Annotated in this window: 22 protein-coding genes and 1 pseudogene; 9 read left to right on the forward strand and 14 right to left on the reverse strand. The window is 72.9% G+C overall.

Translation table 11 applies throughout. The features are described from left to right. The first annotated feature begins 174 nt into the window (after nucleotides 1-174). The 3 genes from ACFC0G_RS29840 (at nucleotide 175) to ACFC0G_RS29850 (ending at nucleotide 4,056) form a co-directional block, all read left to right on the forward strand. Entirely contained in the window at nucleotides 175-2,397 is a 2,223-nt protein-coding gene (locus ACFC0G_RS29840; protein ID WP_376408908.1) for an acetate--CoA ligase family protein, read from the forward strand. An 11-nt stretch (nucleotides 2,398-2,408) separates the two neighbouring features. Continuing rightward, nucleotides 2,409-3,194, forward strand: a complete 786-nt coding sequence (locus ACFC0G_RS29845; protein WP_376408911.1) for an enoyl-CoA hydratase/isomerase family protein — start codon at nucleotides 2,409-2,411, stop codon at nucleotides 3,192-3,194. Between the two features lie 280 nt (nucleotides 3,195-3,474). Then, the gene (locus ACFC0G_RS29850; protein ID WP_376409017.1) at nucleotides 3,475-4,056 is read left to right on the forward strand and encodes a flavin reductase family protein; all 582 of its coding nucleotides are present in this window, start codon (nucleotides 3,475-3,477) and stop codon (nucleotides 4,054-4,056) included. A gap of 110 nt (nucleotides 4,057-4,166) precedes the next feature. Here the strand turns inward: ACFC0G_RS29850 and ACFC0G_RS29855 are convergent, their stop codons facing one another. From ACFC0G_RS29855 to ACFC0G_RS29865, 3 genes are all read right to left on the reverse strand, one after another. Next, a complete protein-coding gene (locus ACFC0G_RS29855; protein WP_376408914.1) occupies nucleotides 4,167-4,703 on the reverse strand; it encodes a hypothetical protein in 537 nt (178 codons plus the stop codon). A gap of 23 nt (nucleotides 4,704-4,726) precedes the next feature. Beyond that, nucleotides 4,727-6,100, reverse strand: a complete 1,374-nt coding sequence (locus tag ACFC0G_RS29860; protein ID WP_376408916.1) for an MFS transporter — start codon at nucleotides 6,098-6,100, stop codon at nucleotides 4,727-4,729. 116 nt (nucleotides 6,101-6,216) lie between these two features. Next, on the reverse strand, nucleotides 6,217-7,464 hold the full coding sequence (locus ACFC0G_RS29865) for an MFS transporter (protein ID WP_376409019.1): 1,248 nt from the start codon (nucleotides 7,462-7,464) through the stop codon (nucleotides 6,217-6,219). Nucleotides 7,465-7,543: 79 nt separating this feature from the next. Between ACFC0G_RS29865 and ACFC0G_RS29870 the strand changes: the two genes are divergently transcribed. Next, nucleotides 7,544-8,608 (forward strand): GlxA family transcriptional regulator, encoded by a 1,065-nt coding sequence (locus ACFC0G_RS29870; RefSeq protein ID WP_376408919.1) that lies wholly within the window; start codon nucleotides 7,544-7,546, stop codon nucleotides 8,606-8,608. Here the strand turns inward: ACFC0G_RS29870 and ACFC0G_RS29875 are convergent. The 3 genes and pseudogenes from ACFC0G_RS29875 to ACFC0G_RS29885 all read right to left on the reverse strand — a co-directional run. Next, nucleotides 8,566-9,780: pseudogene (locus ACFC0G_RS29875) on the reverse strand (MFS transporter); the annotation flags it as partial. The gene ACFC0G_RS29870 and the pseudogene ACFC0G_RS29875 overlap by 43 nt on opposite strands. Before the next feature lie 63 nt (nucleotides 9,781-9,843). Further along, nucleotides 9,844-10,899, reverse strand: coding sequence for a Zn-dependent alcohol dehydrogenase (locus tag ACFC0G_RS29880; protein WP_376408922.1), 1,056 nt, complete (start codon nucleotides 10,897-10,899; stop codon nucleotides 9,844-9,846). A 62-nt stretch (nucleotides 10,900-10,961) separates the two neighbouring features. Then, the gene (locus ACFC0G_RS29885; protein ID WP_376408925.1) at nucleotides 10,962-11,876 is read right to left on the reverse strand and encodes an SDR family oxidoreductase; all 915 of its coding nucleotides are present in this window, start codon (nucleotides 11,874-11,876) and stop codon (nucleotides 10,962-10,964) included. 100 nt (nucleotides 11,877-11,976) lie between these two features. On the opposite strand from ACFC0G_RS29885, the gene ACFC0G_RS29890 reads away from it, so the two are divergent. Further along, on the forward strand, nucleotides 11,977-12,903 hold the full coding sequence (locus ACFC0G_RS29890) for a cyclase family protein (RefSeq protein WP_376408928.1): 927 nt from the start codon (nucleotides 11,977-11,979) through the stop codon (nucleotides 12,901-12,903). A 193-nt stretch (nucleotides 12,904-13,096) separates the two neighbouring features. Here the strand turns inward: ACFC0G_RS29890 and ACFC0G_RS29895 are convergent, their stop codons facing one another. From ACFC0G_RS29895 to ACFC0G_RS29910, 4 genes are all read right to left on the reverse strand, one after another. Continuing rightward, entirely contained in the window at nucleotides 13,097-13,546 is a 450-nt protein-coding gene (locus tag ACFC0G_RS29895; RefSeq protein WP_376408930.1) for an ATP-binding protein, read from the reverse strand. A gap of 352 nt (nucleotides 13,547-13,898) precedes the next feature. Further along, nucleotides 13,899-14,771 carry an acyl-CoA dehydrogenase family protein gene (locus tag ACFC0G_RS29900; RefSeq protein WP_376408933.1) on the reverse strand — a complete coding sequence of 291 codons (873 nt, stop codon included), beginning with the start codon at nucleotides 14,769-14,771 and terminating at the stop codon, nucleotides 13,899-13,901. 8 nt (nucleotides 14,772-14,779) lie between these two features. Continuing rightward, entirely contained in the window at nucleotides 14,780-15,916 is a 1,137-nt protein-coding gene (locus ACFC0G_RS29905; RefSeq protein WP_376408935.1) for an acyl-CoA dehydrogenase family protein, read from the reverse strand. Beyond that, nucleotides 15,916-17,142: an amidohydrolase family protein gene (locus ACFC0G_RS29910; RefSeq protein WP_376408938.1), complete on the reverse strand. Its 1,227-nt coding sequence runs from the start codon at nucleotides 17,140-17,142 to the stop codon at nucleotides 15,916-15,918. The genes ACFC0G_RS29905 and ACFC0G_RS29910 overlap by 1 nt, the downstream gene beginning before the upstream one ends. A gap of 170 nt (nucleotides 17,143-17,312) precedes the next feature. Between ACFC0G_RS29910 and ACFC0G_RS29915 the strand changes: the two genes are divergently transcribed. Then, complete coding sequence (locus ACFC0G_RS29915; protein WP_376409022.1) at nucleotides 17,313-18,827, forward strand: class I adenylate-forming enzyme family protein; 1,515 nt, start codon at nucleotides 17,313-17,315, stop codon at nucleotides 18,825-18,827. Here ACFC0G_RS29915 and ACFC0G_RS29920 read toward each other — a convergent pair. After that, nucleotides 18,799-19,176 (reverse strand): STAS domain-containing protein, encoded by a 378-nt coding sequence (locus ACFC0G_RS29920; protein WP_376408941.1) that lies wholly within the window; start codon nucleotides 19,174-19,176, stop codon nucleotides 18,799-18,801. The genes ACFC0G_RS29915 and ACFC0G_RS29920 overlap by 29 nt on opposite strands. A gap of 182 nt (nucleotides 19,177-19,358) precedes the next feature. Between ACFC0G_RS29920 and ACFC0G_RS29925 the strand changes: the two genes are divergently transcribed. Both ACFC0G_RS29925 and ACFC0G_RS29930 read left to right on the forward strand, forming a co-directional pair. Continuing rightward, nucleotides 19,359-19,940: a sigma-70 family RNA polymerase sigma factor gene (locus tag ACFC0G_RS29925; RefSeq protein WP_376408944.1), complete on the forward strand. Its 582-nt coding sequence runs from the start codon at nucleotides 19,359-19,361 to the stop codon at nucleotides 19,938-19,940. Next, nucleotides 19,937-21,319, forward strand: a complete 1,383-nt coding sequence (locus tag ACFC0G_RS29930; RefSeq protein WP_376408947.1) for a maleylpyruvate isomerase N-terminal domain-containing protein — start codon at nucleotides 19,937-19,939, stop codon at nucleotides 21,317-21,319. Before ACFC0G_RS29925 ends, ACFC0G_RS29930 begins: the two co-directional genes overlap by 4 nt. A 55-nt stretch (nucleotides 21,320-21,374) precedes the next feature. Here the strand turns inward: ACFC0G_RS29930 and purU are convergent, their stop codons facing one another. Both purU and ACFC0G_RS29940 read right to left on the reverse strand, forming a co-directional pair. Beyond that, entirely contained in the window at nucleotides 21,375-22,226 is an 852-nt protein-coding gene (gene purU / locus ACFC0G_RS29935) for a formyltetrahydrofolate deformylase (protein ID WP_376408949.1), read from the reverse strand. A gap of 60 nt (nucleotides 22,227-22,286) precedes the next feature. Further along, nucleotides 22,287-22,730 (reverse strand): hypothetical protein, encoded by a 444-nt coding sequence (locus ACFC0G_RS29940; RefSeq protein ID WP_376408952.1) that lies wholly within the window; start codon nucleotides 22,728-22,730, stop codon nucleotides 22,287-22,289. 191 nt (nucleotides 22,731-22,921) lie between these two features. Here ACFC0G_RS29940 and ACFC0G_RS29945 point away from each other — a divergent pair, with 191 nt between their 5' ends. Then, nucleotides 22,922-24,211 carry an ABC transporter substrate-binding protein gene (locus ACFC0G_RS29945; protein WP_376408955.1) on the forward strand — a complete coding sequence of 430 codons (1,290 nt, stop codon included), beginning with the start codon at nucleotides 22,922-22,924 and terminating at the stop codon, nucleotides 24,209-24,211. Between the two features lie 9 nt (nucleotides 24,212-24,220). Here ACFC0G_RS29945 and ACFC0G_RS29950 read toward each other — a convergent pair whose 3' ends face one another. Further along, a complete protein-coding gene (locus ACFC0G_RS29950; RefSeq protein ID WP_376408957.1) occupies nucleotides 24,221-25,771 on the reverse strand; it encodes a hypothetical protein in 1,551 nt (516 codons plus the stop codon). Nucleotides 25,772-25,829 lie beyond the last annotated feature (58 nt).

The raw sequence follows: 25,829 nt of genomic DNA on the forward strand, positions 1-25,829 counted from the left end.
GGCCACGGGGGCTCTTCCGCCGGGCTACGGAGGCCCTTCCGCCGCTCCTCCCGCCGCCCCTCCCGCCGTACCCGCCAGTACTGCCCCCTGCACGCCCATTCCTGACTGGCCGTCAGTTCTGTAATCTGACTAGGCGTCAGGTCAGTAGTCATGGGCGGAAGGTGGAGCGGAACGATGCTTGGATCGACTCACGGCACCTTCACCACCGATCTCCGCGCACGAGTGGTCGCCTGCGGGGAGGCGCCCGCCGCCGTCGTGCACGGCGTCACCGTCGCCCCCGGCGACCAGGACGTCAGCGGGCGGCCGCTGCACGCCCCCGTACCCGACCTCGACCGGTTCTTCCGGCCCGCGTCCGTCGCCGTCGTCGGCGCGTCCGACACCGAGGGCCGCCCCAACACCGGGATCACCCGGCAGCTGCTCGCCTGGGCCGAGCGGGTCGGCGCCCGGCTCGTGCCCGTGCACCCGACCCGTACGAGCGTCTTCGGGATCGACTGCGTACCCTCCGTCGGCGCGCTCACCGAACCCGTCGACCTCGCCGTCCTCCTCGTCGCCGACCCGCTCCCCGTCATCGAGGAACTCGCCGACACGAAGGTGAAGTTCGCCGTCGCCTTCGCCTCCGGCTTCGCCGAGACCGGCGAGGCGGGTGCCGCCGCGCAGGAACGGCTCGCCGCCGCCGTACGCCGCTCGGGGCTCCGGCTCCTCGGCCCCAACACCAACCTCAACGCCTTCGAGCGCTTCCGCGACGACCTCGAAGGCCCCGCCGTCGCCCTCATCACCCAGTCCGGCCACCAGGGGCGGCCCGTCTTCACCCTCCAGGAGCTGGGCGTCCGGCTCTCCCACTGGGCCCCCACGGGCAACGAAGCCGACCTGGAGACCTCCGACTTCATCTCGTACTTTGCCGGACTGCCCGAGGTCGGGGCCATCGCCTGTTACGTCGAGGGGCTCAAGGACGGCCGCGCCTTCCTCCTCGCCGCCGACCGGGCCGCGCGCCAGGGCGTCCCCGTCGTCGCCGTGAAGGTGGGCCGCACCGAGACCGGGGCCCGCACCGCCGCCTCCCACACGGGCAAGCTCACCGGCGCCGACCAGGTCGTCGACGCGGCGATGCGGCAGTACGGGGTGATCCGGGTCGACGGGCTCGACCAGCTCCAGGACACCGCGACCCTGCTCGCCCGCGCCCGCAGGCCGCAGGCCGACGGAGTCGTCGTGTACTCGATCTCCGGCGGTACGGGAGCCCACTTCGCCGACCTGGCCACGGCGGCGGGACTCGAACTCCCCACCCTGTCCCAGGCCAAGCAGGACGAACTGCACCAGTGGATCCCGGAGTACCTGAGCGTCTCCAACCCCGTCGACAACGGCGGGCACCCGGTGGGCGACTGGCGCGGCCGGAAGATCATCGACGCGATCCTCGCCGACCCCTCCGTCGGCGTCCTCATCTGTCCGATCACCGGCCCCTTCCCGCCCATGAGCGACAAGCTCGCGCAGGACCTGGCCGACGCGGCCGAGGCGACGGACAAGCTGGTGTGCGTGATCTGGGGCTCGCCGGTCGGGACGGAGGAGGCGTACCGCACGACCCTCCTCGGCTCCTCGCGCCTCGCCACCTTCCGTACCTTCGGCAACTGCATCGGGGCCGTGAAGGCCTACCTCGACCACCACCGCTTCACCACCGGCTACCGCTCGCCCTTCGACGAGGCCCCCCGCACCCCCTCCCCCTCCCTCCGCAAGGCCCAGGCCCTCATGCGGCCCGGGCGGCGGCTCAGCGAGCACGCGGCGAAGCAGCTGCTGCGGGCGTACGGGATACGGGTGCCGCGCGAGCAGCTCGTGACGAGCGCGGCGGCGGCGGTCCGGGCCGCGGGACTCGTCGGCTACCCGGTGGTGATGAAGGCGTCGGGTGCGCAGCTCGCGCACAAGACGGAGCTGGGCCTGGTGAAGGTCGGGCTGACCTCGGCGAGCCAGGTCCGGGACGCGTACCGCGAACTCACCGACATCGCCCGGTACGAGTCGATCGACCTCGACGGCATCCTCGTCTGCCAGATGGTCGGGCGAGGGGTGGAGATGGTGGTGGGCGTGACCCGCGACGAACTCTTCGGCCCGACGGTCACGGTCGGCCTCGGCGGGGTCCTGGTGGAGGTCCTCAACGACACGGCCGTACGGGTCCCGCCCTTCGGCGAGCACGAGGCCCGCTCGATGCTCGCCGAGCTGCGCGGCCGGGCGCTCCTGGAGGGCGTACGGGGAGCTCCGCCGGCCGACGTCGACGCGCTGGTCGAGGTGGTGCTCCGGGTGCAGCGGATGGCCCTCGAACTCGACGGCGACCTCGCCGAACTGGACATCAACCCGCTGATGGTGCTGCCGCGCGGGCAGGGGGCGGTGGCCCTGGACGCGCTCGCGGTCTGCCGCTGAGGAGATCACGTATGACCGAGGTACTCCACGCCGTCGAGAACGGCGTCTCGTGGATCACGCTCAACCGCCCCGAGGCGATGAACGCGGTCACCTGGGACCAGCGGGAACGGATCATCGACCTGCTGGCCGAAGCCTCCGCCGACCCGGAGGTCCGGGCGGTGGTCGTCACGGCGACGGGCCGGGGCTTCTGCGCGGGCGCGGACCTGCGGGGGGCGCCCGCCACCGGGGAGCGGGTCGCGGGGGACGTGGCCCGGATGATCCGGCTGGGCGCGCAGCGGTTCATCGGCGCGGTCATGGACTGCGAGAAGCCGGTGATCGCGGCGGTGAACGGCACGGCGGCGGGCATCGGGGCGCACCTCGCGTTCGCCTGCGACCTGGTGCTGGCGGCGGACTCGGCGCGGTTCATCGAGGTGTTCGTACGCCGGGGACTCGTCCCGGACGGCGGCGGCGCGTATCTGCTGCCTCGGCTGATCGGTCCGCAGCGGGCGAAGGAGTTGATGTTCTTCGGCGACGCGGTGCCGGCGGCGGAGGCGAAGGAGCTGGGCCTGGTGAACCGGGTCGTCCCGGCGGAGGACCTGGAGAAGACGGCCCGCGAATGGGCGGAACGCCTCGCCCAGGGCCCGACGCGGGCCCTCGCCCTGACGAAGCAGCTGGTCAACGCGTCCCTGGACACGGACCGGGCGACGGCCTTCGCGACGGAGGCGACGGCCCAGGAGCTCAACATGACGACGAGGGACGCACAGGAGGGGGTGGCGAGCTTCGTGGAGCGGCGGGAGGCGCGGTACGAGGGGAAATAGTCGCGCGACGCCGTCGGGACCGGCCGCCCGCGCCGACCTCGTACGCCTGCCATACGGAAGCCCCCGGGGGCGACGGACGGTCGTCGCCCCCGGGGGCTTCCCGTCCGTCGGGCCCGGGGGCTTCCCGTCCGTCGGGCCCGGGGGCTTCCCGTCCGTCGGGCCCGAGGGCCTCCCGTCCGTCGCGCCAGGGACTTCCTGTCCGTCGTCTGTCCGTCGTGCCCGGGGCTTCCTATCTGACGAACCGTCAGCTTCAATGGGTGATGTGATGGGACACGCCGGGATGGCGGCCACCGCCGTCCGACACCTGAGAGCGGCCGGTTCGCCCACGGCCGTCGAACCACTGCCACGGCCGGTACTGCGCGCGGTACGGGAGGACGAGCGACCGCCCGTCGATCCCGCCGAATTCCGCCGCGTCCTCGGTCACTTCGCGAGCGGGGTCACGATCGTCACGGCCCTCGACGACGACGGCCCGGCGGGCTTCGCCTGCCAGTCCTTCGCCTCGCTCTCCCTCGACCCGCCCCTGGTCGCCTTCATGGTCGCCCGTACGTCGACGACCTGGCCCCGGATCGCGGACGCGGGCACCTTCTGCGTCAACATCCTCGGCGCCGAACAGGGCGCCCTGTGCCGGTCGTTCGCGGTGAGCGGGGCCGACAAGTTCGCGGGGGTCGACTGGGACCCGGCGCCGGCGACCGGCTCGCCGCGCCTCGCCGGCTCGCCCGCCTGGATCGACTGCACGATCACCGCCGTCCACACGGGCGGCGACCATCTGATCGTGGTCGGCCGGGTCGACTCCCTCGGCGCGACGGAGGACGGGGATCCGCTGCTCTTCCACCGGGGTCGGTTCGGGCGGTTCGACTCCTAGAGGCGGGGGTCAGTCCGCCGCGTACACGACGACTCCGCCCACCGTGAAGACGCTCACCACCGCGAGCGTGTCCCAGGTCCTCGCCGGGCAGCACCACCGGCAGGACCGGTTCAGCGCGTCGGCGCGGGGGCCTTGCGCCGGAAGCCGAGGCCACGGCCACGGCCGAGACCGAGACCGAGGCCACGGCCCCCGCCCGCCCTCCGGGTGACCAGCGCGGCCACCGACAGGACGACCACTCCGGTCAGCCACGCCCCGGCCGAGTCCGCCGGGCCCGAGCCCGCCGAGAGCGCGCGGGGCAGGACCGGCACCGTGGCCGCGGCGGCGGCCACGACCGGGATCCAGGCGTCCGCGCGGCCTCGGAAGCGGCGCTCCAGCTCCTCGCCCAGCCACACCACGGGCAGCACCAGGAACACGGCCGCGGCCGCCAGGCTCAGCAGCCAGATCGCCGCGAGCGTCGGGTGCGTGAAGACCGCCAGGAAACCGGCCCGGTCGTCGCCGGGGCCCGCGAACACGGCCCTCGCCGCCACCGTCAGAGCCCCCTCCAGCAGCAGCGTCAGCACCGCCACCCGCACCATCCGACCGACGGTCCGGTCGGCCGTCCGGTCTGCGGTCCGGTCTGCGGTCCGGCCGCTCTCGTCATCGCTCATGGGCGATCACCCCCTCCGTACCATCATGCGCTGAGCGGAACCGCCGCTTCCGATCGGGGTCGCCTGATGACCAGGGCCATCAGGGCCGCCGCCGCGCACAGCGCGCCGGAGGCGTACCAGACGATGTCGTACGAGCCGAAGACGTCCCGGGCGACGCCGCCCCCGAAGGCGACGATCGCCGCGCCGACCTGGTGGGAGGCGAGGACCCAGCCGAAGACGATCGCCGAGTCCTCGCCGTAGTGCTCACGGCAGAGGGCGATCGTCGGCGGGACCGTGGCCACCCAGTCGAGGCCGTAGAAGACGATGAAGAACAGCATCGGCGGGTGGACGGTCGGCGCGAGCAGCATCGGCAGGAAGAGCAGCGAGATCCCGCGCAGCGCGTAGTAGACGGCGAGGAGGCGGCGCGTGGAGAAGCGGTCCGTGAACCAGCCGGAGGCGATCGTGCCGACGACGTCGAAGACGCCGATCACCGCGAGCAGTCCCGCCGCCGCCGTGACGGGCATCCCGTGGTCGTGGGCGGCGGGCACGAAGTGGGTCTTGACCAGGCCGTTCGTCGAGGCGCCGCAGATCGCGAAGGTGCCGGCGAGCAGCCAGAAGGGACCGGTGCGGGCCGCCTTGAAGAGGACGGTGACGGCCCGGCGCGCGGCGCCCGTGACGGGGGCGGGCTTCTCGGCGTACTCCCCGCCGTACGGGGCGAGTCCGACGTCCGCCGGGTGGTCGCGGAGCAGCAGCCAGACGAAGGGGACGACCGCGAGCGCGGCGAGCGAGACGGTGACGGCGGCCGGGCGCCAGCCGTGGTGCTCGACCAGCCAGGAGAGGAGGGGGAGGAAGACGAGCTGTCCCGAGGCGCCGGCGGCGGTGAGGATGCCGGTGACGAGGCCGCGGCGGGCGACGAACCAGCGGTTGGTGACGGTCGCGGCGAAGGCGAGCGCCATCGAGCCGCTGCCGAGGCCGACGAGCACGCCCCAGAAGAGGACGAGCTGCCAGGCGGCCGTCATCCACACGGTGAGGACCGAGCCGACGGCGATGATCGTCAGCGCGACGGCGACGACCCGGCGGATGCCGAAGCGGTCCATGAGCGCGGCGGCGAAGGGGGCCGTGAGGCCGTAGAGGGCGAGGTTCACCGAGACGGCGAAGCCGATCGTGCCGCGCGACCAGTCGAACTCGCCGTGCAGCGGCTCGATCAGCAGGCCCGGCAGGGACGCGAAGGCCGCCGCGCCGATGATCGTGACGAAGGTGACCGCCGCGACGAACCAGGCGCGGTGGACGCGGGGCGGGCGGCGGGGCGTGCCGGACGTACCGGGTGTGCCGGACGTGTCGGATGTGTCGGACGTGCCGGACGGGCGACGCGGGGAGGGCGGGAGCGCGGAGCCGCGGCTCTCGGTTGTCTGGGCCATGCCACAGAGCATCCCGCCCGCGCGCCCGTACCGACCATTGGCCCGGACGACAGGTTTGCAAAGGATCGGGCCATCAGCCCGCCCCGCATCGAGCCACTGGCCTCCGCGCCGGACCCCTACGCCCGCGGCAGCGTCCTGATCGGCCGTACGACGAGCAGCGCCGCCACCACGAACACCGCGACCCCCGCCCCCGCGAGCAGCACCTGCTCCGTGCCGACCACCGCCGCCACCGGGCCCGACAGGGTGCGCCCGACGCCCATCATCAGGAGCGAGCCGGCCACGTCGTACGCGTGCATCCGGTTGAGGGCCTCCTGCGGGACGTGGGTCTGGACGGCGGTGGACCACATGACCAGCCAGAACGCGAAGCCCGCGCCGCCGATGAGCTGCCCCGCGCCCAGCAGCCACACGGAGGCGTCCGTACCGAGCAGGAAGAGGTTCACGGGGAGGCCGAGGAGGGCCACGGCGCCCGCCGCGAGGGGCCGCCGGGGCCGCAGCCGGAGCGCGAGGAGGCCGCCGACGGCGCTGCCGGCGCCGTTGACCGCCATCAGCACCCCGTACGTGGCGGAGCCGTGGTCCCCGGTGACCAGGCTCGCGGTGAGCGGCACCATCGGTCCCGCGACGGTCAGCCCGTACACGGTCCAGATGGAGATGACCCCCCACAGCCAGCTGCGGGAGCGGAACTCCCGCCAGCCGCCCGCGAGTTCGGCGCCGAAGGAGTCGCGGCGGGCCGTGTCGGACGGGATCGGGGCGAGCCGCATGAGCGCGAGACAGAGGGCGCTGACGGCGAAGGTCAGGCCGTTGACGGCGAAGGCCGCGCCCGCGTTCCACAGGGCGACGAGCAGGCCCGCCGCGGCCGGTCCCGCCATGACCATGAGGGCTTCGACGACCCGCAGGACGGCGTTGGCGCGCTGCACGTCGGGGGCGATGCGCGGGATCGTGGAGGCGACCCCGGGCTGGAAGAGGGCGGCGCCGATGCCGCTGAGCACGGAGAGGCTGTAGACGGCCCACAGGGGCGGGCTGCCGAGGGTGAACGAGACGGCGAGGACGGCGGCGCCGGGGAGCCGGAGGAGGTCCGCGAGGATCATCATGCGGCGGGCGGTGAACCGGTCGGCGAGGACGCCGCCGAAGAGGACGAAGAGCGCGAAGGCGGCCGTCCAGCCGCCGAGCGCGTAGCCGACGGTGGAGCCGGGGTGGCCGGCTCCGAGGAGTCCGGCGGCGTAGGCGACGGGGACCATGCCCTCGCCGAAGACGGCGACCGCGCGGGCCACGAAGAAGAGCCGGAAGTTACGGTTCCACAGTGCGGGCGGCTCGGCCGGTACGGGAATCCGTTCGGCGGCCTCAGACTTGTACGTGTTGTCCGTCACGGAAACGAAGAGGTACCAGTAACTGGTCTGGACCACCACTGATTTTCTCGCCGTCGCGCTTCGGAAGGAGCCTCCCGCCGTGCCCGTGCCCCACCGCGTCGTCGTCCTCGCCCTCCCCGGGCTCCTCCCCTTCGAACTGGGCATCCCGCACCGCATCTTCGGCCGCGCCCGGGACGCCGAGGGCACCCTGCTGTACGAGATCGTCACCTGCGCCCCGGTCGCGGGACCGGTTCCCACGGACGCCGACTTCTCCGTGTACGTGGAGCACGGCCCCGAGATCCTCGCCACCGCCGACACGGTCGTCGTCCCCGCCTCGTACGAACTCGGCCCGGTCTACGAGGAGGGCAGGCTCACCGGCGAGCTCGCCGCCGCCCTCGCGCACATCCGGCCCGGCACCCGGCTCGTCTCCATCTGCACCGGCGGGTACGTGCTCGCCGCCGCCGGCTTCCTCGACGGGCGCCCGGCCACCACCCACTGGTCCTCCGCCGCGCACTTCCAGCGGCTCTTCCCGAGCGTGCGGGTCGACGCGGACGTCCTCTTCGTCGACGACGGCGACGTCCTCACCTCGGCCGGCGTGGCCGCCGGGATCGACCTGTGCCTGCACATCGTGCGCCGCGACCACGGCACGGCCGTGGCCAACGACGTCGCCCGCAGGACCGTCGTCCCGCCGCACCGGGACGGCGGCCAGGCCCAGTACATCGAGCGGCCCCTCCCCGAGGCCGGCACCCACACCACGACCACCGCGCGGGCCTGGGCGCTCGCCCACCTCCACGAGCCGATCCAGCTGCGGGACCTGGCCGAGCGGGAGGCGATGAGCGTACGGACGTTCACCCGCCGCTTCCGGGACGAGGTCGGCATCAGCCCCGGGCAGTGGCTCACGCAGCAGCGCGTCGAGCGCGCCCGGCACCTCCTGGAGTCCACCGGGCTGCCCGTCGACCGGATAGCGCAGGACGCCGGCTTCGGCACGGCCCAGTCGCTGCGCGTGCACCTGATGAGCGCGATCGGGGTGACCCCGACGTCCTACCGGCGCACCTTCCGGTCCTCCTCGACCGCCGAGTCCGCCGAGTCCTCCTCGACCGCCGAGACCGCCGAGACCGCCGCGCCCTCCGAGTCCGCCACGCCCTCGGCAGGTCCCTCCGTCTGACCCGCGGGGACGCGGCGCGTCAGCCGTCGCTCCCCCACCGCGCCGATCGCCGTGAGCAGCACGGTCAGCGCGACGCCGTAGAGGATCGCGGTCGACGGGGCCACGACCTTCAGCAGGCCGCCCGCGAGGGCGCCGCTCGCCGCGTAACCGGCGCCGACGGCCGCGTACATGACCGAGTACCCGGCGGCGAGCGCGGACGGCGGGAGGAGCCGGCGCAGGGCGAGGTTGCGGGTGAGCCCGGCGGGGGCCTGGAGGAGCCCGGCGGCGACCAGGACGGCGCCGATGGCGGCGGCCCAGGGCAGGAGGGCGACGAGGGCGACGCCCGCGGTCACCGCGAGGACCAGGAGGACGGACTGCACGAGCAGCGGGCCCGGCCAGCGGGCCCGCAGGCCGTAGACGAACGCGCCGACCGCCGAGCCGATCGAGAACCCGGCGAGCAGCGGACCGGCCCAGCCGATGGCGATTCCGCGCTGTTCGAGCAGGGCGGGCAGGAGCAGCTCGGCGAGCGCGAGCAGGGAGAGTCCGGCGGCCCCGAGGACGTACACGGGCCAGGCCCGCAGCAGCGCCCGCCGCGCGGAGACGCCCTTCTCGGGCGGCTCGGCCGCCCAGCCGACGGGCAGCAGCCACATCCCGGCCACCGCGAGCACCGTGAGGGCGGTCATGAGGAGCAGCGGGACGGCGGGGCCGACGCCGAGCGCGAGGCCGGTGGCGAGTGCGGGGGCGGCCGCCCAGACGCCGAAGACCAGCATCGACTCCATGCTCATGGCCTGGGTGACGGCCCGCTCGGGGACCATGCTCGTCAGGAGGGCGCGCAGCCCGCCCGCCACGGCCGCGGGTCCGGCGCCCGCGAGCACCGCGAGGACGGCGAGGACGACGGGGTGGGCGTCGGGCGCGAACCCGAGTCCGGCGAACCCGACGCCGCCGACGGCGAGTCCGGCGACGAGCTGCGGCCGGGCCCGCTCGGCGTTCATGCGCAGGCCGAGGACGGGTGCGGCGACGATCTCGCCGATGACGTACGCGGCGGCGAGCGCGGCCCCGAGGGAGTACCCGCCGGGCCGCTCGCGCACGAGGAAGACGAGCGCGAGCGGCGCCATGGCGACGGGCAGCCGCCCGGCGGCGGTGACGGCGCACCAGGCGAGGACGGGTCGGGTGGCGAGCTCGCGGTAGGACATGGCCATGACCGTAACCCTCAGGCGGTCCTGTCCCCCAGAGATTTCCGTACCGGCCCGCGCGGCTCAGAAGGTGAGCACTCCCCGCGCCACCTTCCCCTGCTCGGCGTCCTCGACGGCCCGTGCGAAGTCCTCCACGGGGTACGTCCGCGTCACCAGCTCGTCGAGGAGGAGGCTGCCGGAGCGGTACAGCTCCGCGTAGAGCCCGATGTCCTTCTGGGGGCGGGAGGAGCCGTAGCGGCAGCCCAGGATCGACTTGTCCAGGAACATCGCGGCGGGCGGGAAGCTCGCCTCCGCCGTCGGGGCGGTCATGCCGAGGAGGATCGCCTGGCCGTGCCGGTCGAGGAGTTCGATCGCGGTACGGACGAGGCCGGTGTGCCCGACGCACTCGAAGACGTGGTCGGCGCCGGTGGGCAGGATCTCCCGTACGCCGTCGGTGGAGGCGAGGAAGTGCGTGGCGCCGAACCGCCGGGCCACCTCCTCCTTCTCCGGGTTGGTGTCGACGGCCACGATCGTCGGGGCGCCCGCGATCCGGGCGCCCTGGATGACGTTGAGGCCGATGCCGCCGGTGCCGATGACGACGACGGTCTCGCCGCGGTCGACCTTCGCGCGGTTGAGTACGGCTCCGACGCCGGTGAGGACGCCGCAGCCCATGAGGGCGGCGGAGGTCAGCGGGATGTCCTTCGGGATCTTCACGGCCTGGACGGCCTTGACGACGGTCCGCTCGGCGAAGGACGAGTTGGACGCGAACTGGAAGAGCTTCTGCCCGGTCGACGCGCGCGAGAACGGCTGCCCGGGCATGCCGATCGCCTTGCGGCACATGGTGGGCCGGCCGCGGTCGCAGTCGGCGCAGGCGCCGCAGTTCGCGAGGGTGGAGAGGGCGACGTGGTCGCCCGGGACGACATGGGTGACGCCGGGGCCGACGGCCTCGACGACTCCGGCGCCCTCGTGGCCGAGGACGACGGGCGGCGGGAACGGGATGGTCCCGTCGACCACGGACAGGTCGCTGTGGCACAGCCCGGCGGCGGCGATCCCGACGAGCACCTCTCCGGGCCCGGGCGCCCGCACCTCCAGATCGTCGACGACCTGCACGGACTTCCCGTCGAACACGACACCACGCATGAGCCAGCTCCTCATCTCCGGGGCGCGCGCCCCCAACGATCCGGTACGTGTACGGGTACGTGCTACGCGTTCGGGCGGGTGCCCTCGGCCGCCGCCCGGGCCATCTCCTCCAGGCGTGCCAGCATCGGCATCGGGTCGGTCCCCACCGTCCCCGGCAGGAAGTCGGCGATCCGCTCCGGTGTCCACGCCCCGCCCTCGGCGTATCCGGCCCGCAGCTCCCTCGGCTGCGCCCACACGGCGATCTTCGGGCCGGCGATCGTGTACACCTGGCCGGTGATCTTCTCGGCCCTGGCCTGCTCCGACAGCAGGTAGACGACGAGCGCGGCCACGTCCTCCGGCTCCCCGATCTCCTTCAGCTCCATCGGGACGTTCGCGGACATCCGGGTCCTGGCGACGGGGGCGACGGCGTTCGCGGTGACCCCGTACTTGTGGAGTCCGAGGGCGGCGCTCCGGACGAGCGAGATGATCCCGCCCTTCGCCGCCGAGTAGTTGGCCTGCGCGACCGAGCCCTGGTGGTTGCCGCTGGTGAAGCCGATCAGCGTGCCCGTGCCCTGCTTGCGCATCACCGCGGAGGCCGCGCGGAAGACCGTGAACGTGCCCTTCAGGTGGGTGGCGACGACCGGGTCCCACTCCTCCTCGGACATGTTGAAGAGCATGCGCTCGCGCAGGATGCCCGCCACGCACACGACGCCGTCGATGCGTCCGTACTCCGCGAGGGCGACGTCCACGATCCGCTGCCCGCCCGCCATCGTCGAGATGTCGTCGGCGACGGCGACGGCCGTGCCGCCGGCCGCCTCGATCTCCTTCACGACGGAGAGGGCGATCTCCGAGGTCGGTTCGCCGCCCTCGATCGACACCCCGTAGTCGTTCACGACGACCTTCGCGCCCTCCGCCGCGCACGCGAGGGCGACGGCGCGGCCGATGCCCCGCCCCGCTCCCGTGACGGCCACGACCTTGCCAGCCAAGAAGTTCCCCATGCCCGGCCCCTCCCACAGTTTCTGACGGTCCGTTAGATTCATTCGTCGTCAGGATTCTACGACCCGTCAGATACGGGAAAACAAGACCCCGGAGGCCCCGATGTCTCTGCCCGCCGCTTTTCACGAGATCGCCAAACGCGTCAACAACTGGGGCCGTTGGGGCCAGGACGACGAGATCGGCACGCTCAACCTCATCACCGACGAGGTCGTGCGCGAGGCCGTCGCCACCGTCCGCACCGGCCGACGGATCCCCCTCGCCGTCGACCTCGAGCAGGACGGCGTCCAGACCGGCATGATCCCCGGCCGCGTCAATCCGCTCCACGTCATGGTCCAGGTCAACCAGGAGCTCTTCGGGCCCGGCACGGTCGCCACCAGCGACGACGCCGTGACCCTGGGCCTCCAGGCCGGCACCCACTGGGACGCCCTGACCCACGCCTCGCACTCCGGGCGGATCTACAACGGCCGCCCCGCCGACACGATCACCGCGCACGGCCGCGCCGAGTTCAGCGGCATCCACACCGCCCGCCAGGTCGTCTCGCGGGGCGTCCTGCTCGACGTGGCCGCCGCCAAGGGCGTCGACCGGCTGCCCGGCGACCACGCCGTCACCCCCGAAGACCTCGACGAGGCCGCCGAGTTCGGCGGGGTCACGGTCCGGTCCGGCGACATCGTCCTCGTACGGACGGGGCAGATGCAGGTGTACCTGGCGGGGGACAAGCACGGGTACGCGTTCCCGTCGCCGGGGCTCTCGGTCCGTACGCCGGAGTGGTTCCACGCCCGGGACGTCGCGGCCGTCGCCAACGACACGCTCACCTTCGAGATCTTCCCGCCGGAGATCGACGACCTCTGGCTGCCCGTCCACGCCCTCGACCTGGTCGAGATGGGCATGCTCCAGGGGCAGAACTGGAACCTCGAAGGACTGTCCACAGCCTGTGCACAGGAGCGGCGCTACGTCTTCCTGCTCTCCGCGATGCCGGAGCCCTTCGTCGGCGGCACGGGCACACCGGTGGCCCCGATAGCCATCCTCTGACGCAGAGGCTCACCGGCCAGCGGCCACCGGCCACCGGCTTCACGGGCGGCGGCGCGCTCGCGCGCGCCCCGAGCACGGCACGGTCGCGCCGCCACCCGGCCACGACCCGCACACGCCGAGGGCAGCACACGACGCCCTCGGCTCCCCTCGCCACGAATCGCTCACACCAGAGTGGGCAAAACGGAACGAACCGTCAACAGTGCACCCGGCCGGGCGACACCGCGCCCTGCCCGCGCGCGGGCGCCACCGCCACCGCCACCCGGTCGACCTCGCACCAGATGCTCTTGCCGGCACCCTCGGGCTGCCAGCCCCACCGGTCCGCGAGGCCGTCCACCAGCTCCAGGCCGCGCCCGTTGGTGTCGTCGCCCTCCGCGTGCCGGGGCTGCGGCGGGCGGTCGCTCGCGTCCGCCACCTCGACCCGTACGCCACCCTCCGCCGCGAACAGCATCCGCAGCACGGCCGGGCAGCCCGTGTGCACCACGGCGTTGGTCACGAGCTCGGAGATGAGCAGCACCAGCGTCTCCGCGAGCGGCTCGTCGTCCCCTATGCCCGAACCGGCGAGCCGCGACCGCGCCCACCTCCGGGCTCGCCCCACTTCCGCCGGGTCGGGCCCGACCTCCAACTGCACCTGAAGCACCTGCACCGCTCACACCATCCGAACCGGCGGACACACCTTCACGGAACGTGATTCCCTTATGGGACAGCATGGTTGACGTACAGTCACCGCAACAAGCGCTTCGGGCATATTCCAGCGCGAAGGAGTACGCATGGTCCATACTGTGCGACGCACGCTGCGGGTAGTCGAACGCCGGGCGCGAGCGGCGGGCATCCCCGGGCCCGGGGTCACCTCAGGGGCGACACCGGGACGATCCGGGCCAACGAGCACTCGCATCCCACGGAGAGTACCGGAGCCGACGACCGACTCCGGGCCGTGACGGCCGCGCCGTAGGACACAACCCGATATCGACATTCCGTGACCCGGCGAACGCGGAGCGCTACAACCGGGCCGCCACCACCTCCTCGGCGCGCGCCGCGGGCAGCCGCAGCTCGGCCCGCACCCAGGCCCGCTTGAGGTGCAGGTGCACGTCCGCCTCCCAGGTGAAGCCCATGCCGCCGTACACCTGGAGGCAGTCACGGGCGTTCCCGGTGGCGGCCTCGTCGGCGAGGAGCTTGGCCCCGGCGATCTCGACGGGATCGCCGGTCACGGCGGCGGCCCGCACGGCGACCCGCGCGAGCTCGGCCCGCACGAGCATCCCGGCACAGAGATGCTTCACGGCCTGAAACCCCCCGATGACCTGCCCGAACTGCTCCCGCTCCCGCGCGTACGAAACAGCCATCTCGGTGGTCCGCTCCGCACTCCCCACCTGCTCGGCGGCGGTGAGCAGGACCGCCACCAGCCCGTCGCCTTCCGGCAGGCCCTCCACCGTTGTGGCCTTGTGCAGGGGCGTCAGCGGATCGACCGACCGCATCGGGACGGCGCCCTCCGCGTCACCCAGGACCACATCGGCCTCGTCCAGCCAAGGGACCAGCCCCTCCGAGGCGTCGGTCACCACGACATCCCCCTCCGCCGCCCCCAGCACGGACCCGGCAGCCACATGCGTGGCAACCAACGGCCCCGGCACCAGCGCCCTCCCCGCCTCCTCGAAGAGCAGCACCGCCTCCGGCAGCCCGAGCCCCACCCCGCCCTCGTCCTCGGGCAGCCGCAGGGCGAAGAACCCGGCCGTGCCGAGCTCCCGCCACAGCCCCCGGTCCAGCCGGCCGCCCGAGTCCACGGCCGCCCGCAGCGCCTCCCGGTCGAAGAGCCGCGCGAGCAGTTCCCGTACGCCCTTCCGCAGCGCCCGCTGGTCCTCGGTGAGTCGGAAGTCCATGGCGGGGGTCACCGTCCTTTCGGGAGGCCGAGGATGCGCTCGGCGACGATGTTGCGCTGGATCTGGGACGTGCCGGCGGCGATCGTGTACGAGAGCGAGGACAGCCGGTCGAGGGTCCAGTCGCGGCCGAGGTCGAGCGCGTCGGGCCCCAGCACGCCGGCAGCGGCCTCGTACAGCTCCTGGCGGGCGTGCGAGTAGTGCAGTTTGAAGACGGAGCCGCCGGCGCCGGGCACCCCGCCCGTCGCCTGCGCCTCGCTGACGTTCGCCTGGGTGAGCCGCCACAGCGCCTGGAACTCGGCGGAGAGCCTGCCGAGCCGCCGCCGCAGGACGGGGTCGTCCCAGGTGCCGTTCTTCCGGGCCGTGCGGGCGAGTTCGCCGAGGAGGCGGCGGCAGGCGACGACCTCGCCGACGAACGCGGTGCCGCGTTCGAACGACAGGGTCACCATGGTGACGCGCCAGCCGTCGTTCTCCTCGCCGACCCGGTTGGCCACCGGCACCCGCACCTCGTCGAGGAAGACCTCCGCGAACTCGGTCGAGCCCGCGAGGGTCCGCAGCGGCCGGACGGTGATGCCGGGCGCGTCCATGGGCATGGCGAGCCAGCTGATGCCCCGGTGTTTGGAGGGCGCCTCGGGGTCCGTCCGTACCAACAGCTCGCACCAGTCGGCGACCTCGGCGTGCGAGGTCCAGATCTTCTGCCCGGTGACGACGTACGCGTCGCCGTCCCGGACGGCCCGGGTGCGGAGCGAGGCGAGGTCGGAGCCGGCGTCGGGTTCGCTGAAGCCCTGGCACCAGACCTCGTCGCCGCGCAGGATCGACGGCAGCCAGCGCTCGCGCTGTTCGGCGGTGCCCTCGGCGGCGATCGTGGGGCCCGCGTGGAGCAGCCCGACGAAGTTGGCGCCGACGTAGGGCGCGCCGGCGAGTTCGGTCTCCTCCAGGAAGATCAGCCGCTGGGTGGGTGAGGCGTCCCAGTGGACGTCCGCGTATCCGGCGTCGTGGAGCCGGCGCTGCCAGCCGCAGTCGTAGGCGCGCCGGGCCGGCCAGTCGAGCGGGTCGGGTTTCGCCGGGAGGGTGGGCAGTACCGCGGCCAGCCATTCCCGCAGCCGGACCCGGAACTCCTCTTCCTCCGCGCCGTAGGCGAGGTCCATCAGACGAGGCCCCGGCCGAGACCCCCGCCGAGGCCCCGGTCGAAGTCCAGGTCGAGCATGCGGATGGCGTTGCCCCGCATGAGTTTGTAGATCGTCTTGTCGTCGAGGCCCTGGACGTGGTCGAGGGCGACCTCCTTGGTGTGCGGGAAGGTCGAGTCGACGTGCGGGTAGTCGGTCTCGAAGGTGGCGTTGTCCCTGCCCACGACGTCGAGGGACGCGATCCCGTGCTTGTCGCGGAAGAAGCAGCAGAAGATCTGCCGGTAGTAGTACGTGGACGGGGGCTCGGGGATCAGGTCGCGGACGCCGCCCCAGGCGCGGTGCTCCTCCCACACGTCGTCGGCGCGTTCGAGGGCGTACGGGATCCAGCCCATCTGGCCCTCGCTGTAGGCGAGCTTGAGCCTGGGGAACTTCACCAGGACGCCGCTGAAGAGGAAGTCCATCATCGAGGCCATCGCGTTGTTGAAGCTGAGGGAGGCCTGGACGGCGGGGGGCGCGTCGGGGGAGGCGGCGGGCATCTGGGAGCTCGACCCGATGTGCATGTTGACCACCGTGCCGGTCTCCTGGCAGACGGCGAAGAAGGGGTCCCAGTAGCCGGAGTGGATGGAGGGGAGTCCGAGGTGGGTGGGGATCTCGGAGAAGGTGACGGCCTTGACGCCCCGGGCGGCGTTGCGGCGGATCTCGGCGACCGCCAGGTCGATGTCCCAGAGCGGGATGATGCAGAGGGGGATGAGGCGGCCGCCGCTGTCGCCGCACCACTCCTCGACCATCCAGTCGTTGTAGGCGCGGACGCAGGCGAGTGCGACCTCCTTGTCGTGGGCTTCGGCGAAGGTCTGGCCGCAGAAGCGCGGGAAGGTGGGGAAGCAGAGGGAGGCCTCGACGTGGTTGAGGTCCATGTCGGCGAGGCGTGCCTTGGGGTCCCAGCAGCCGCGGCGCATCTCGTCGCGGGTGATGCCCTCCAGGGTCATGTCGTCGCGGTCGAAGCCGACGGCGGCGATGTTGCGCTTGTACGGGAACTTGAGGTCCTCGTAGATCCACCAGTCGGTGGGCGGCCCTTCGGGGTCCATCGTGATCTGGTACTTGCCGGCGACGTAGGCGAGCTCGCCGATGCCGGCCGTGAGGGCCTTGGGGCCCCGGTCGCGGTACTTCTTCGGGAGCCAGGTCTCGAAGAGGTGGGCCGGCTCGATCACGTGGTCGTCGACGCTGATGATGCGGGGCAGTTCCGTCATGGAGCCCTCCCGGATTCGGCGGACCGTTCCCGATCCGTTTCTGATGACCCGTCAGATCTGACGGGATCAGGCTAGCCCCGCACCCCTGGACCGACAAGCGCCGGACCTCTACGCTCTCCGCACGATCTGACGGAACGTCAGCCAAGAGGAGTACGGTCATGGATACGGCCCTGGACCAGACCGCGCACGCCCTGGGCGAGTCCCGCACGCTCTGGGAGCTCGTCGAGCGCCGCGCCGCCCTCACCCCCGACCGGCCCGTCCTGCTCCAGGGCGACCGCGTCCTCACCTTCGGCGGCCTCCGCGAACGCGCCGAACGCTGCGCCGCCGGGCTGTACGGGATGGGCGTCCGGCCGGGCACGGTCGTCGCCTGGCAGCTGCCCACCCGCATCGAGACCGCGGTGCTCTCCTTCGCGCTCGCCCGCATCGGAGCCGTACAGACGCCGGTGATCCCCTTCTACCGGGACAAGGAGGTCGGCTTCGCGCTCCGCGAGTCCCGGGCCGAGTTCTTCGCCGTCCCCGGCGTGTGGCGCGGCTTCGACCACACGGAGCTCGCCCGGCGGCTCGGCGCGCGCGGGATCTTCGAGGCGTACGGCCCCGAATCCCTCCCGGACGGCGACCCGGAGATCCTGCCGCCACCGCCCTCCTCCGGGACCGACGTCCGCTGGATCTACTGGACCTCCGGCACGACCTCCGACCCCAAGGGCGTCCTGCACACCGACCGCTCGCTCCTCGCGGGCGGCTCCTGCCTCGCCCACGCCCTGCGCCTGACGGCGGAGGACGTCGGCTCGATGGCCTTCCCGTACGCGCACATCGCCGGGCCCGACTACACGGTGATGCTCCTCTTGTACGGATTCCCCGCCGTCATGTTCGAACAGTTCGCGCTGCCCGAGGCGCTCGCCGAGTACCGCGCGCACGGCGTGACCGTCGCCGGCGGCTCCACCGCCTTCTACGCGATGTTCCTCGCCGAACAGCGCAAGCAGCCGGGCGAGCCCGTCATCCCCACCCTGCGGCTGCTCGCGGGCGGCGGGGCGCCGAAGCCGCCGGAGATCTACCACGCGGTGCGCAAGGAGCTGGGCTGCCGGCTCACCCACGGGTACGGCATGACCGAGGTCCCGATGATCACGATGGGCGACCCCGACGACACCGAGGAGAACCTCGCGACGACCGAGGGCCGCCCGCCCGCCGGCATGGAGATCCGGATCACCGACTCCGGGGAGGTCCGGCTGCGCGGCGAGGCCGTCTGCCGGGGCTACCTCGACCCGGCCCAGACCGCGGCCGCCTTCGACGAGGACGGCTTCCTCGTCACCGGGGACGTGGGCCACCTGACCCCGAGCGGCCACCTCGTCCTCACGGGCCGGATCAAGGACATCATCATCCGGAAGGGAGAGAACATCTCGGCCAAGGAGATCGAGGACCTCCTCCACGGCCATCCGGACGTCGGCGACGCCGCCGTCATAGGCCTCCCGGACCCCGAGCGCGGCGAACGCGTCTGCGCGGTCGTCGAACAGCCCCCGGGCGCCGCCCCGCTGAGCCTGGGGACGGTCACCGCCTACCTCCGCGAGGCCGGCCTCTCCGTCCACAAGCTCCCGGAACAACTGGAGGTCGTCGCCGCCCTCCCCCGCAACGAGACCCTGCGCAAGGTGCTCAAGTACCAGCTCAGGGAACGGTTCGGCCCGTCGCGCTGACCGCAGCGGGGACGTCCCCGTACACGTCGAAGAGACGCCGGACGCCGAGGGCGGACAGGACCCGGTCGACATGACCGTCCACGCCCTCGATCCCCGTCTCCGGCAGGATCAGGCGGAGGCGGCCGCCGCAGGAGCGCAGGAGACGGCGGGCGGCGATGAGGACGCCGACGCCGCTGGAGTCGCAGAACCGCACGGCGGACAGGTCTATCACCAGGTCGTGGCGGCCGCCCGCGACGGCGTCGTGGACGCGGCGGCGTATCCCTGGGGAGGTGACCAGGTCCAGTTCCCCCCGGATGCTCAGCACCGTCCAGGGGCCGTGTTCGTCCTCGTCGACCTCGATCGTCGTCACGGTCGCCGCCTGCCCCGACACCACCGGCCGAAACCCCCGCGCCCAGGGATGGCGCTTTCCTTACCATCCAGAACCGCGTCAAGGGCGCACTTGCGGCAAACAGGCGTGCGTTGTCGGCACCGCGCATTACTTTGGAGAACGAGGACTCGGGGACCGGCACCGGCAGGGGACGGAGGATTCGCATGGCGATGGAGACACCACCGCGTTGGGACCGCAAGATGCAGCAGCGGCTCGCGCGCGGGGAGGCCGCCGCTCTCGGCGAGTTCTACGACCGCTTCGCCTCGCTCGTGCACAGCCTGGCCCACCGGGTGCTCGACGACGACGCCGCGGCCGACCAGGTCACCCGCGAGGTCTTCGGCTACATCTGGGAGAACCCCGACGACTACGACCCCAAGCAGGGGAACATGCGGTCGTGGGTGGCCCGGCTGACCCAGCGGCAGGCCGTCCACCGGCTGCGCCAGGTCGAGGCGACGGCCTACGCGGAGACCGGGCAGGGCTCCGCCGAGGAGCTGGAGCAGAAGGTGCGGCGGGCCTCCGTCGCGGCCCGCGCGGACTACATCGTGACCTCCATGCCGGCGCCGCTGCGGGCCGCGCTCGAACTGGCCTACTTCCAGCGGCGGGACTACCGCCAGACCGCGGCCGACCTCGGGGTCACGGAGGACGAGGCGCGCCGGCGCCTCCGGCTCGGCCTCCAGCTGCTCTCCTCCGCGAACACCCGCCCCCTGGAAGGCTCCTCACCGCCCGGTTACGGGCGGGCGCTGTGACGGGGGCGAACGGCGACGCGGACGACGTCGCACGCGCCCCGTGGATACCGGGACCGCGCCGGTCGGCGGACGACCACGCGGACCTGTCGTCCGAACCGACGACTGCCCCGACGTCCGAACCGACGACTGACCTGACGACTGACCCGACGACTGACCCGACGGCTGCCACGACGGCTGTCCCGGCGGAGGGCGCGGAAGCCGAGGAAGCCGCGGACCTGACGGCGGAGGCCGTGCCGGGCGCCGACGTACCGGAGGAGCCCGAGGAGCCGGACGTCCCGCAGCTGACGCACCGCGTGCTCAAGTCCCTCCTCGGGGCATGGGCGCTCTCGGCGTGCTCCGCCGGGGAGACGACGGCCGTCGAGGACCACCTCACCGAGTGCGCGCCCTGCGCCGAGGAGGCCCTGCGGCTGCGGGACGCCGTCGCGCTGCTCCACGAGGACCGCGATCTGGACCTCGACCCGCTGCTGCGGTCCCGGGTCCTGGAGAACTGCCTGGGCCGCCGCCCCGCCCGCGTCCCCGTGCCCGAGTGGGTCACGCCGTACGACGCGGAGACCGCCCGGCTCGACGCGCTGCTCCGGGACATCGGCGAGTCGGAGTGGCACGCCCCGGTGCGGCTCAAGTGGTACGAGGACGAGCACGTGATGCGCCGGAAGACCACCGTCGCCGGGGTCATCGGCCACCTCCTCGCGGTGGACGGCCTGGTGACCTCGGCGCTCGGCATCACGGACCCGCTGGGCGCGGGCGTACCGGAGCTCTCGCCGACGGAGCGGACCGAGGCGTTCTGGTCGGCGCTCGACCGGCCGCCGAACCGTGCGCTGCGCGGGCCCTGGCGGGACCAGACGCACACCCTGATCCGCACGGTCTCGTTCGCGGGCCGCGGCGTGAGCGACCTCACCGTCACGTACAAGGACTTCGCGCTGCCGCTGCGGGACTCGCTCCTGGAGCGGGCCTTCGAGTGCTGGGTGCACGCGGACGACATCGCCAACGCGGTGGCGTACCCGTACGCCCCGCCGAGCGGCGCCCATCTGCACGGCATGATCGACCTGGCGGCCCGGCTGCTTCCGGCGGCCCTCGCCGGCCGGCGTCGCAGCGGCCTCGCGGCCCCGGCCCGGCACCTCGTCGCGGCCGGTGCGCCCGGCCGCTCGCTCCACCTGGAGGTCGAGGGCGCGGGCGGCGGCCACTGGTACATCGCGCTGGACTCCCCCGCGGCGATCGGCTCGCCGGACCGGGCGGTGGCACAGGTGGCGATGGACGGGGTGGAGTTCTGTCAGCTGGTGGCGGGCCACATCTCCCCGGAGGAAGCGGCGGCCGGCCAGGACGGCGACCGGGAGGCCATCCGCGACGTCCTCTCGGCGGCGGCGTCCCTGAGCCGCCTGTAGCGCTCCGGCGGCAGCGCTCGGGCGGTCGTGCTCCGGCCGTAGCGCTCAGACGGGGTTACGCGAAGACGACCGTGCGGCGGCCGTTCAGGAGGATGCGGCGCTCCGCGTGCCACTTCACCGCGCGGGCCAGCGCCTGGCACTCCACGTCGCGGCCCACGGCGACGAGCTGGTCCGGGGTCACCTCGTGGCCGACCCGCTCGACCTCCTGCTCGATGATCGGGCCCTCGTCGAGGTCGGCCGTCACGTAGTGCGCGGTCGCGCCGATCAGCTTCACCCCGCGCGTGTGCGCCTGGTGGTAGGGCTTGGCGCCCTTGAAGCTCGGCAGGAAGGAGTGGTGGATGTTGATGATGCGGCCGGAGAGCTGCTTGCACAGGTCGTCGGAGAGCACCTGCATGTAGCGGGCGAGGACGACCAGCTCGACGTTCTCCTCGCGGACCAGGTCGAGGAGCTCGGCCTCGGCCTCGGCCTTGTTGTCCTTGGTGACCGGAATGTGGCGGAACGGGATGCCGTACGAGCCGACGAGCTCCGTGAAGTCCGTGTGGTTGGAGACGACGGCGACGATCTCCACCGGCAGCGCGCCGATCCGCGAGCGGAACAGCAGGTCGTTCAGGCAGTGCCCGAACTTGGAGACCATGAGCACGACCCGCATGCGCTCGTCGGCGCGGTTGATGTGCCAGTCCATCCCGTAGGAGTCCCCGACCGCCGTGAAGCTCGCCCGCAGCTTGTCCACGTTCACCGGCGCCTCGGCCGAGAAGTGGACCCGCATGAAGAAGAGACCCGTGTCGCGGTCTCCGAACTGCTGGCTGTCCTCGATGTTGCACCCGGTGATGAACAGGTAGCTCGACACGGCGTGCACGATGCCCTGCTTGTCCGGGCACGAGAGGGTGAGGACGTACTGGTCGGTCATCCCGTCAGCCTGCCACACCGGGGCGGCCCGCAAGAGCCACCGTCCGTCAGGCGGAACGGCTCAGGACCGGGTCATGATACGGAGCACGTCCAGGGAGCGCGGGGGCGTGTCGGGGTCCTCCCCGTCGGCCTGCGCCATCCGTACGTGTGCCTCGCGGGCGGCCCGTACGGCCTCGGGCCAGCCCTGGTGCTCCAGGTAGGCGGAGACGGGGGCGTCGGGGCCCACCTGGTGCATGATCCGCAGCACGCGGAGCACGGCGGCGTCGACGAGGGCGGCCTCGCCGCCGTCGCGGAAGACCGCGCCCACGTATTTCTCGGCGGACCAGTTGTCGAGCCAGGTGTCCTCGACGAGGCGGTAGACGGCGTCGGTAACGTCGCCGTACCCCTCCTGGCCGGTCAGCCAGGTGGTCTCGTGGAATCCGGGGTCGGAGAGCATGTGCAGCGCGGAACGCACGTTGATGCGCCAGCGCCACCACGGCATGTCGTTGAGCGGCATGCCGCCCATGGTGGAGGAGCGACGGCCGCGACGGGAAGAGTTAACCGAACCGGAGACTGGACTGGACACGTTTCGATCGTACGTTCCCTTGCGGCGTAAGCGGACTCACCCCCTCCTCATCGGCGCCCCGCCCCCGTAATTCACCTTCACGTCACCCTTCGTTGAACCGCGCTCACTCCCGCGTTACCCGTGAGGCGGAAATGTGCATGCCCATGACCGGTAGGCGACTGACCTCACTCCTCGCGTACGTCACGACCGCGGCGGCCGGAGCGTCGCTGCTCACCGGGTGTGGCGTGCTCCCTGGGGCCACGGGGGGCTCCAGGGAGCCCGTCACGGTGATGACCTGGGCTCCCGACCAGACCCGAGCGACCAACATGCCCGGAATGCCCGCAATGGCGCAGGCTTATGCCCGTTGGGTCAACTCCCAGGGCGGCATCGACGGCCACGAACTCCGCGTGCTCACCTGCAACGAACAGAACACCAGCGCCGGCGCCGCCGCCTGCGCCCGCCGGGCCGTCCGCGAGAAGGCGGTCGCGGTCGTCGGCTCGTACAGCCAGAACGGCAGCTCGTTCCTCGCCCCGCTGGAGGCCGCCGGCGTCCCGTACATCGGCGGCTACGGCATTTCGGACGACGAGTTCACCAGCTCGCTGTCCTACCCCGTCAACGGCGGACAGGCCGCGCTCATCGCCGGCCACGGCATGCAGCTCGCCGAGTCCTGCCGCCGGGTCTCCCTCGTCCGGCCCGACACCGTCGCCGGCGACCGGCTCCCCGACCTCCTCAACTCCGGTCTCCGCAAGGCCAGTCACCGCAGCGCCGTCGACATCCCGGCCGTCGAGGACGCCGCCGAGTACACCGAACAGGCCGGCCGCGCCCGCGACAAGGCCGGCGCCGAGAAGGGCTGCGTCACCGCCGTGCTCGGCGAGCGCACCCAGACCTTCTTCGACTCGTTCCGGCGCCTCCCGGAGGACGGGAAGAACGAGGAGTCCGGCAAGAAGGGCGACCCCGTCCGCATCTCCTCCGTGCTCGGCAGCGTCGCCCAGCCCGTCATCGACCGCACCGGCGGCGCCCACAGCCCCTTCGAGGGCGCGTACGTCACCGGCTGGTACCCGGAGGCCTCCGACAAGAGCTGGGCGCCGATGCGCAAGGTCATCCAGGAACACGCCTTCGCCGACAACCGGGTAGACCCGGCCGACACCGGCGTCCAGACCACCTGGATCGCCTACACGGTCCTCAAATCGGTCGTCGAGTCCCTCGACAAGGACCAGATCACCTCCGAGCAGATCACCCACGCCCTCGACCAGGGCGCGCGCATCGACACCGGCGGCCTCACGCCCACCCTGCGGTGGAAGTACGAGGACCTGCTCGGCGCCCCCGGCCTCACCCGGGTCGTCAACCGCGAGGTGACGTTCCAGGTGGTCCGCCAGGGGCGGCTCGTGGCGGAGAAGCCCGGTTTCGTCGACGTCGGCGAAACCGTCCTCAGCGCCCCGTAACACCCTCCCCTAGAGCTGGGTGGGCGTCCGCTTGTCCAGTCCGTACTTCGTGGCGGTCGGGTTCCACAACCCGGCCGCCTGCCGCTTGGCCGCGGTGGCCTCGCCGCTCGCCTTCTCCGCCTCGGCGAGACGGTTGGTCCGCTTGGCCTTGCCCTTGCAGGCCTTCTTGGCCTTCATCTGGTCGGCCCAGGCCGCGTAGTGGTCGTCCGCGGCGGCCGAGGCCCGCCACGCCTTCGTCAGCGCGGACGTCAGCGCCGGACTGTTCGGGAGCTTGTCCACCGAGAGCGTCTGGAGCTTGGTCACCAGGCCCCGGCGCTGCTCGGCGGCGCCCCGCAGGTCGTTCGCCGCCTTGTCGAGGTCCTTGCACTGGTTGATCTTCGCGACCGAGCTGATCACCGTGTCCCGGCTGCTGTTGCTGGTCGCGAGGAGCTTGTCCAGCTCCTTCGCCTGCGGCTCCGCCGGGTCCGCCGGCTTCTCCGAGGGCGGCGCCTCGGTCGAGGCGGAGGGCGCGGCGGAGCTCGCCGCGACGTTCTGCCCGGGCGTCTTGGGGTCCTTCTCGTCCTCGCCGCTGAGCAGCATCCCGGCGCCGAGGCCGACGACCGCGCAGCCCACGACGACGGCCGCGATCAGCGCGACCGGCGACTTGCGGCGCGGCGGCTCGGGCTCGTCGTCGTAGTAGGCGTCCTGGTACGCGTACTGCTGCGGGGGCTGCGGCGGCTGGTAGCCGTGCTGCGGCGGCCCCTGGTGCTGCTGGTGCTGCTGGTACGCCGGCGGGGCGGGCTGCTGGTGCTGCTGCGGCGGCTGGTAGGCCTGCGGCTGCTGCGGGGCGCGCGGCGCCTCCGTACGGAACAGGTTGTCGAACTCGGCGGGCGGCTGCCGCTCACCGGGCTGCTGGGCCTGGGCCTGCGGCGGTACGGGGGCGATGTACTGGGTCGCGTCCGAGGCGCCCGCGGCCTGACCGGGCCCCTGGTGCGGGAGCGAGCCCGTCCCCAGGAACTGGGTGTCGGAGCCCGCGCCCGGGTGCGGCGGCACGGCGGCGATGTGCTGCGTCGCCTGCATGTCGGCGGCGGCCTGGGCGGCCGGCGGCGGGTAGCCGTACCCCGGCTGCGGGGCCTGGGCCGCGGGCGGCGGGTAGCCGTACCCCGGCTGCGGGGCCTGGGCCGCGGGCGGCGGGTAGCCGTACCCCGGCTGCGGGGCGTGCACCGGCGGCATCGCGCCCGGGACCGGCGCGATGTGCTGGGTCGCCTGCATGTCAGCGGCGGCCTGGGCGGCCGGCGGCGGGTAGCCGTACCCGGGCTGCGGCGGGACCTGCTGCGGCATCTGCGGTATCGGCGGCGCCTGCGGCGGGATGGGCGCGAGGTACTGCGTGGACTGCATGTCGGCGGCGCCCGGCGTCGCCTCCGGGGGCAGCGGCTGCGCGGGCGGCAGCGGCTGCCCGCCCGGCTGACCACCGGCGGGGCCCCAGGCGCCGTCCCACGACTGAGCTCCCCCATGGGCACCGTCGTGCGCGGGGGGCACCGCCGGGTACTGCGGCTCCGGACCCTGTCCGTTCTGCGTCACCGGGACTCCTACTGATGGACCGACCTACGGAATCGTCGGCTCACGCTACCGGGTGCGC

Origin of the sequence: Streptomyces sp. NPDC056169 (assembly GCF_042268445.1) — a bacterium.
Lineage (GTDB): Bacteria > Actinomycetota > Actinomycetes > Streptomycetales > Streptomycetaceae > Streptomyces.

Excerpts from the sequence above, each read along its gene's own strand:
- ACFC0G_RS29840 (WP_376408908.1), top strand. The coding sequence starts at position 175 with ATGCTTGGATCGACTCACGGCACCTTCACCACCGATCTCCGCGCACGA.
- ACFC0G_RS29845 (WP_376408911.1), top strand. The coding sequence starts at position 2,409 with ATGACCGAGGTACTCCACGCCGTCGAGAACGGCGTCTCGTGGATCACG.
- ACFC0G_RS29850 (WP_376409017.1), top strand. The coding sequence starts at position 3,475 with ATGGCGGCCACCGCCGTCCGACACCTGAGAGCGGCCGGTTCGCCCACG.
- ACFC0G_RS29855 (WP_376408914.1), bottom strand. The coding sequence starts at position 4,703 with ATGAGCGATGACGAGAGCGGCCGGACCGCAGACCGGACCGCAGACCGG.
- ACFC0G_RS29860 (WP_376408916.1), bottom strand. The coding sequence starts at position 6,100 with ATGGCCCAGACAACCGAGAGCCGCGGCTCCGCGCTCCCGCCCTCCCCG.
- ACFC0G_RS29880 (WP_376408922.1), bottom strand. The coding sequence starts at position 10,899 with ATGCGTGGTGTCGTGTTCGACGGGAAGTCCGTGCAGGTCGTCGACGAT.
- ACFC0G_RS29885 (WP_376408925.1), bottom strand. The coding sequence starts at position 11,876 with ATGGGGAACTTCTTGGCTGGCAAGGTCGTGGCCGTCACGGGAGCGGGG.
- ACFC0G_RS29890 (WP_376408928.1), top strand. The coding sequence starts at position 11,977 with ATGTCTCTGCCCGCCGCTTTTCACGAGATCGCCAAACGCGTCAACAAC.
- ACFC0G_RS29900 (WP_376408933.1), bottom strand. The coding sequence starts at position 14,771 with ATGGACTTCCGACTCACCGAGGACCAGCGGGCGCTGCGGAAGGGCGTA.
- ACFC0G_RS29905 (WP_376408935.1), bottom strand. The coding sequence starts at position 15,916 with ATGGACCTCGCCTACGGCGCGGAGGAAGAGGAGTTCCGGGTCCGGCTG.
- ACFC0G_RS29910 (WP_376408938.1), bottom strand. The coding sequence starts at position 17,142 with ATGACGGAACTGCCCCGCATCATCAGCGTCGACGACCACGTGATCGAG.
- ACFC0G_RS29925 (WP_376408944.1), top strand. The coding sequence starts at position 19,359 with ATGGCGATGGAGACACCACCGCGTTGGGACCGCAAGATGCAGCAGCGG.
- purU (WP_376408949.1), bottom strand. The coding sequence starts at position 22,226 with ATGACCGACCAGTACGTCCTCACCCTCTCGTGCCCGGACAAGCAGGGC.
- ACFC0G_RS29940 (WP_376408952.1), bottom strand. The coding sequence starts at position 22,730 with ATGGGCGGCATGCCGCTCAACGACATGCCGTGGTGGCGCTGGCGCATC.
- ACFC0G_RS29945 (WP_376408955.1), top strand. The coding sequence starts at position 22,922 with ATGTGCATGCCCATGACCGGTAGGCGACTGACCTCACTCCTCGCGTAC.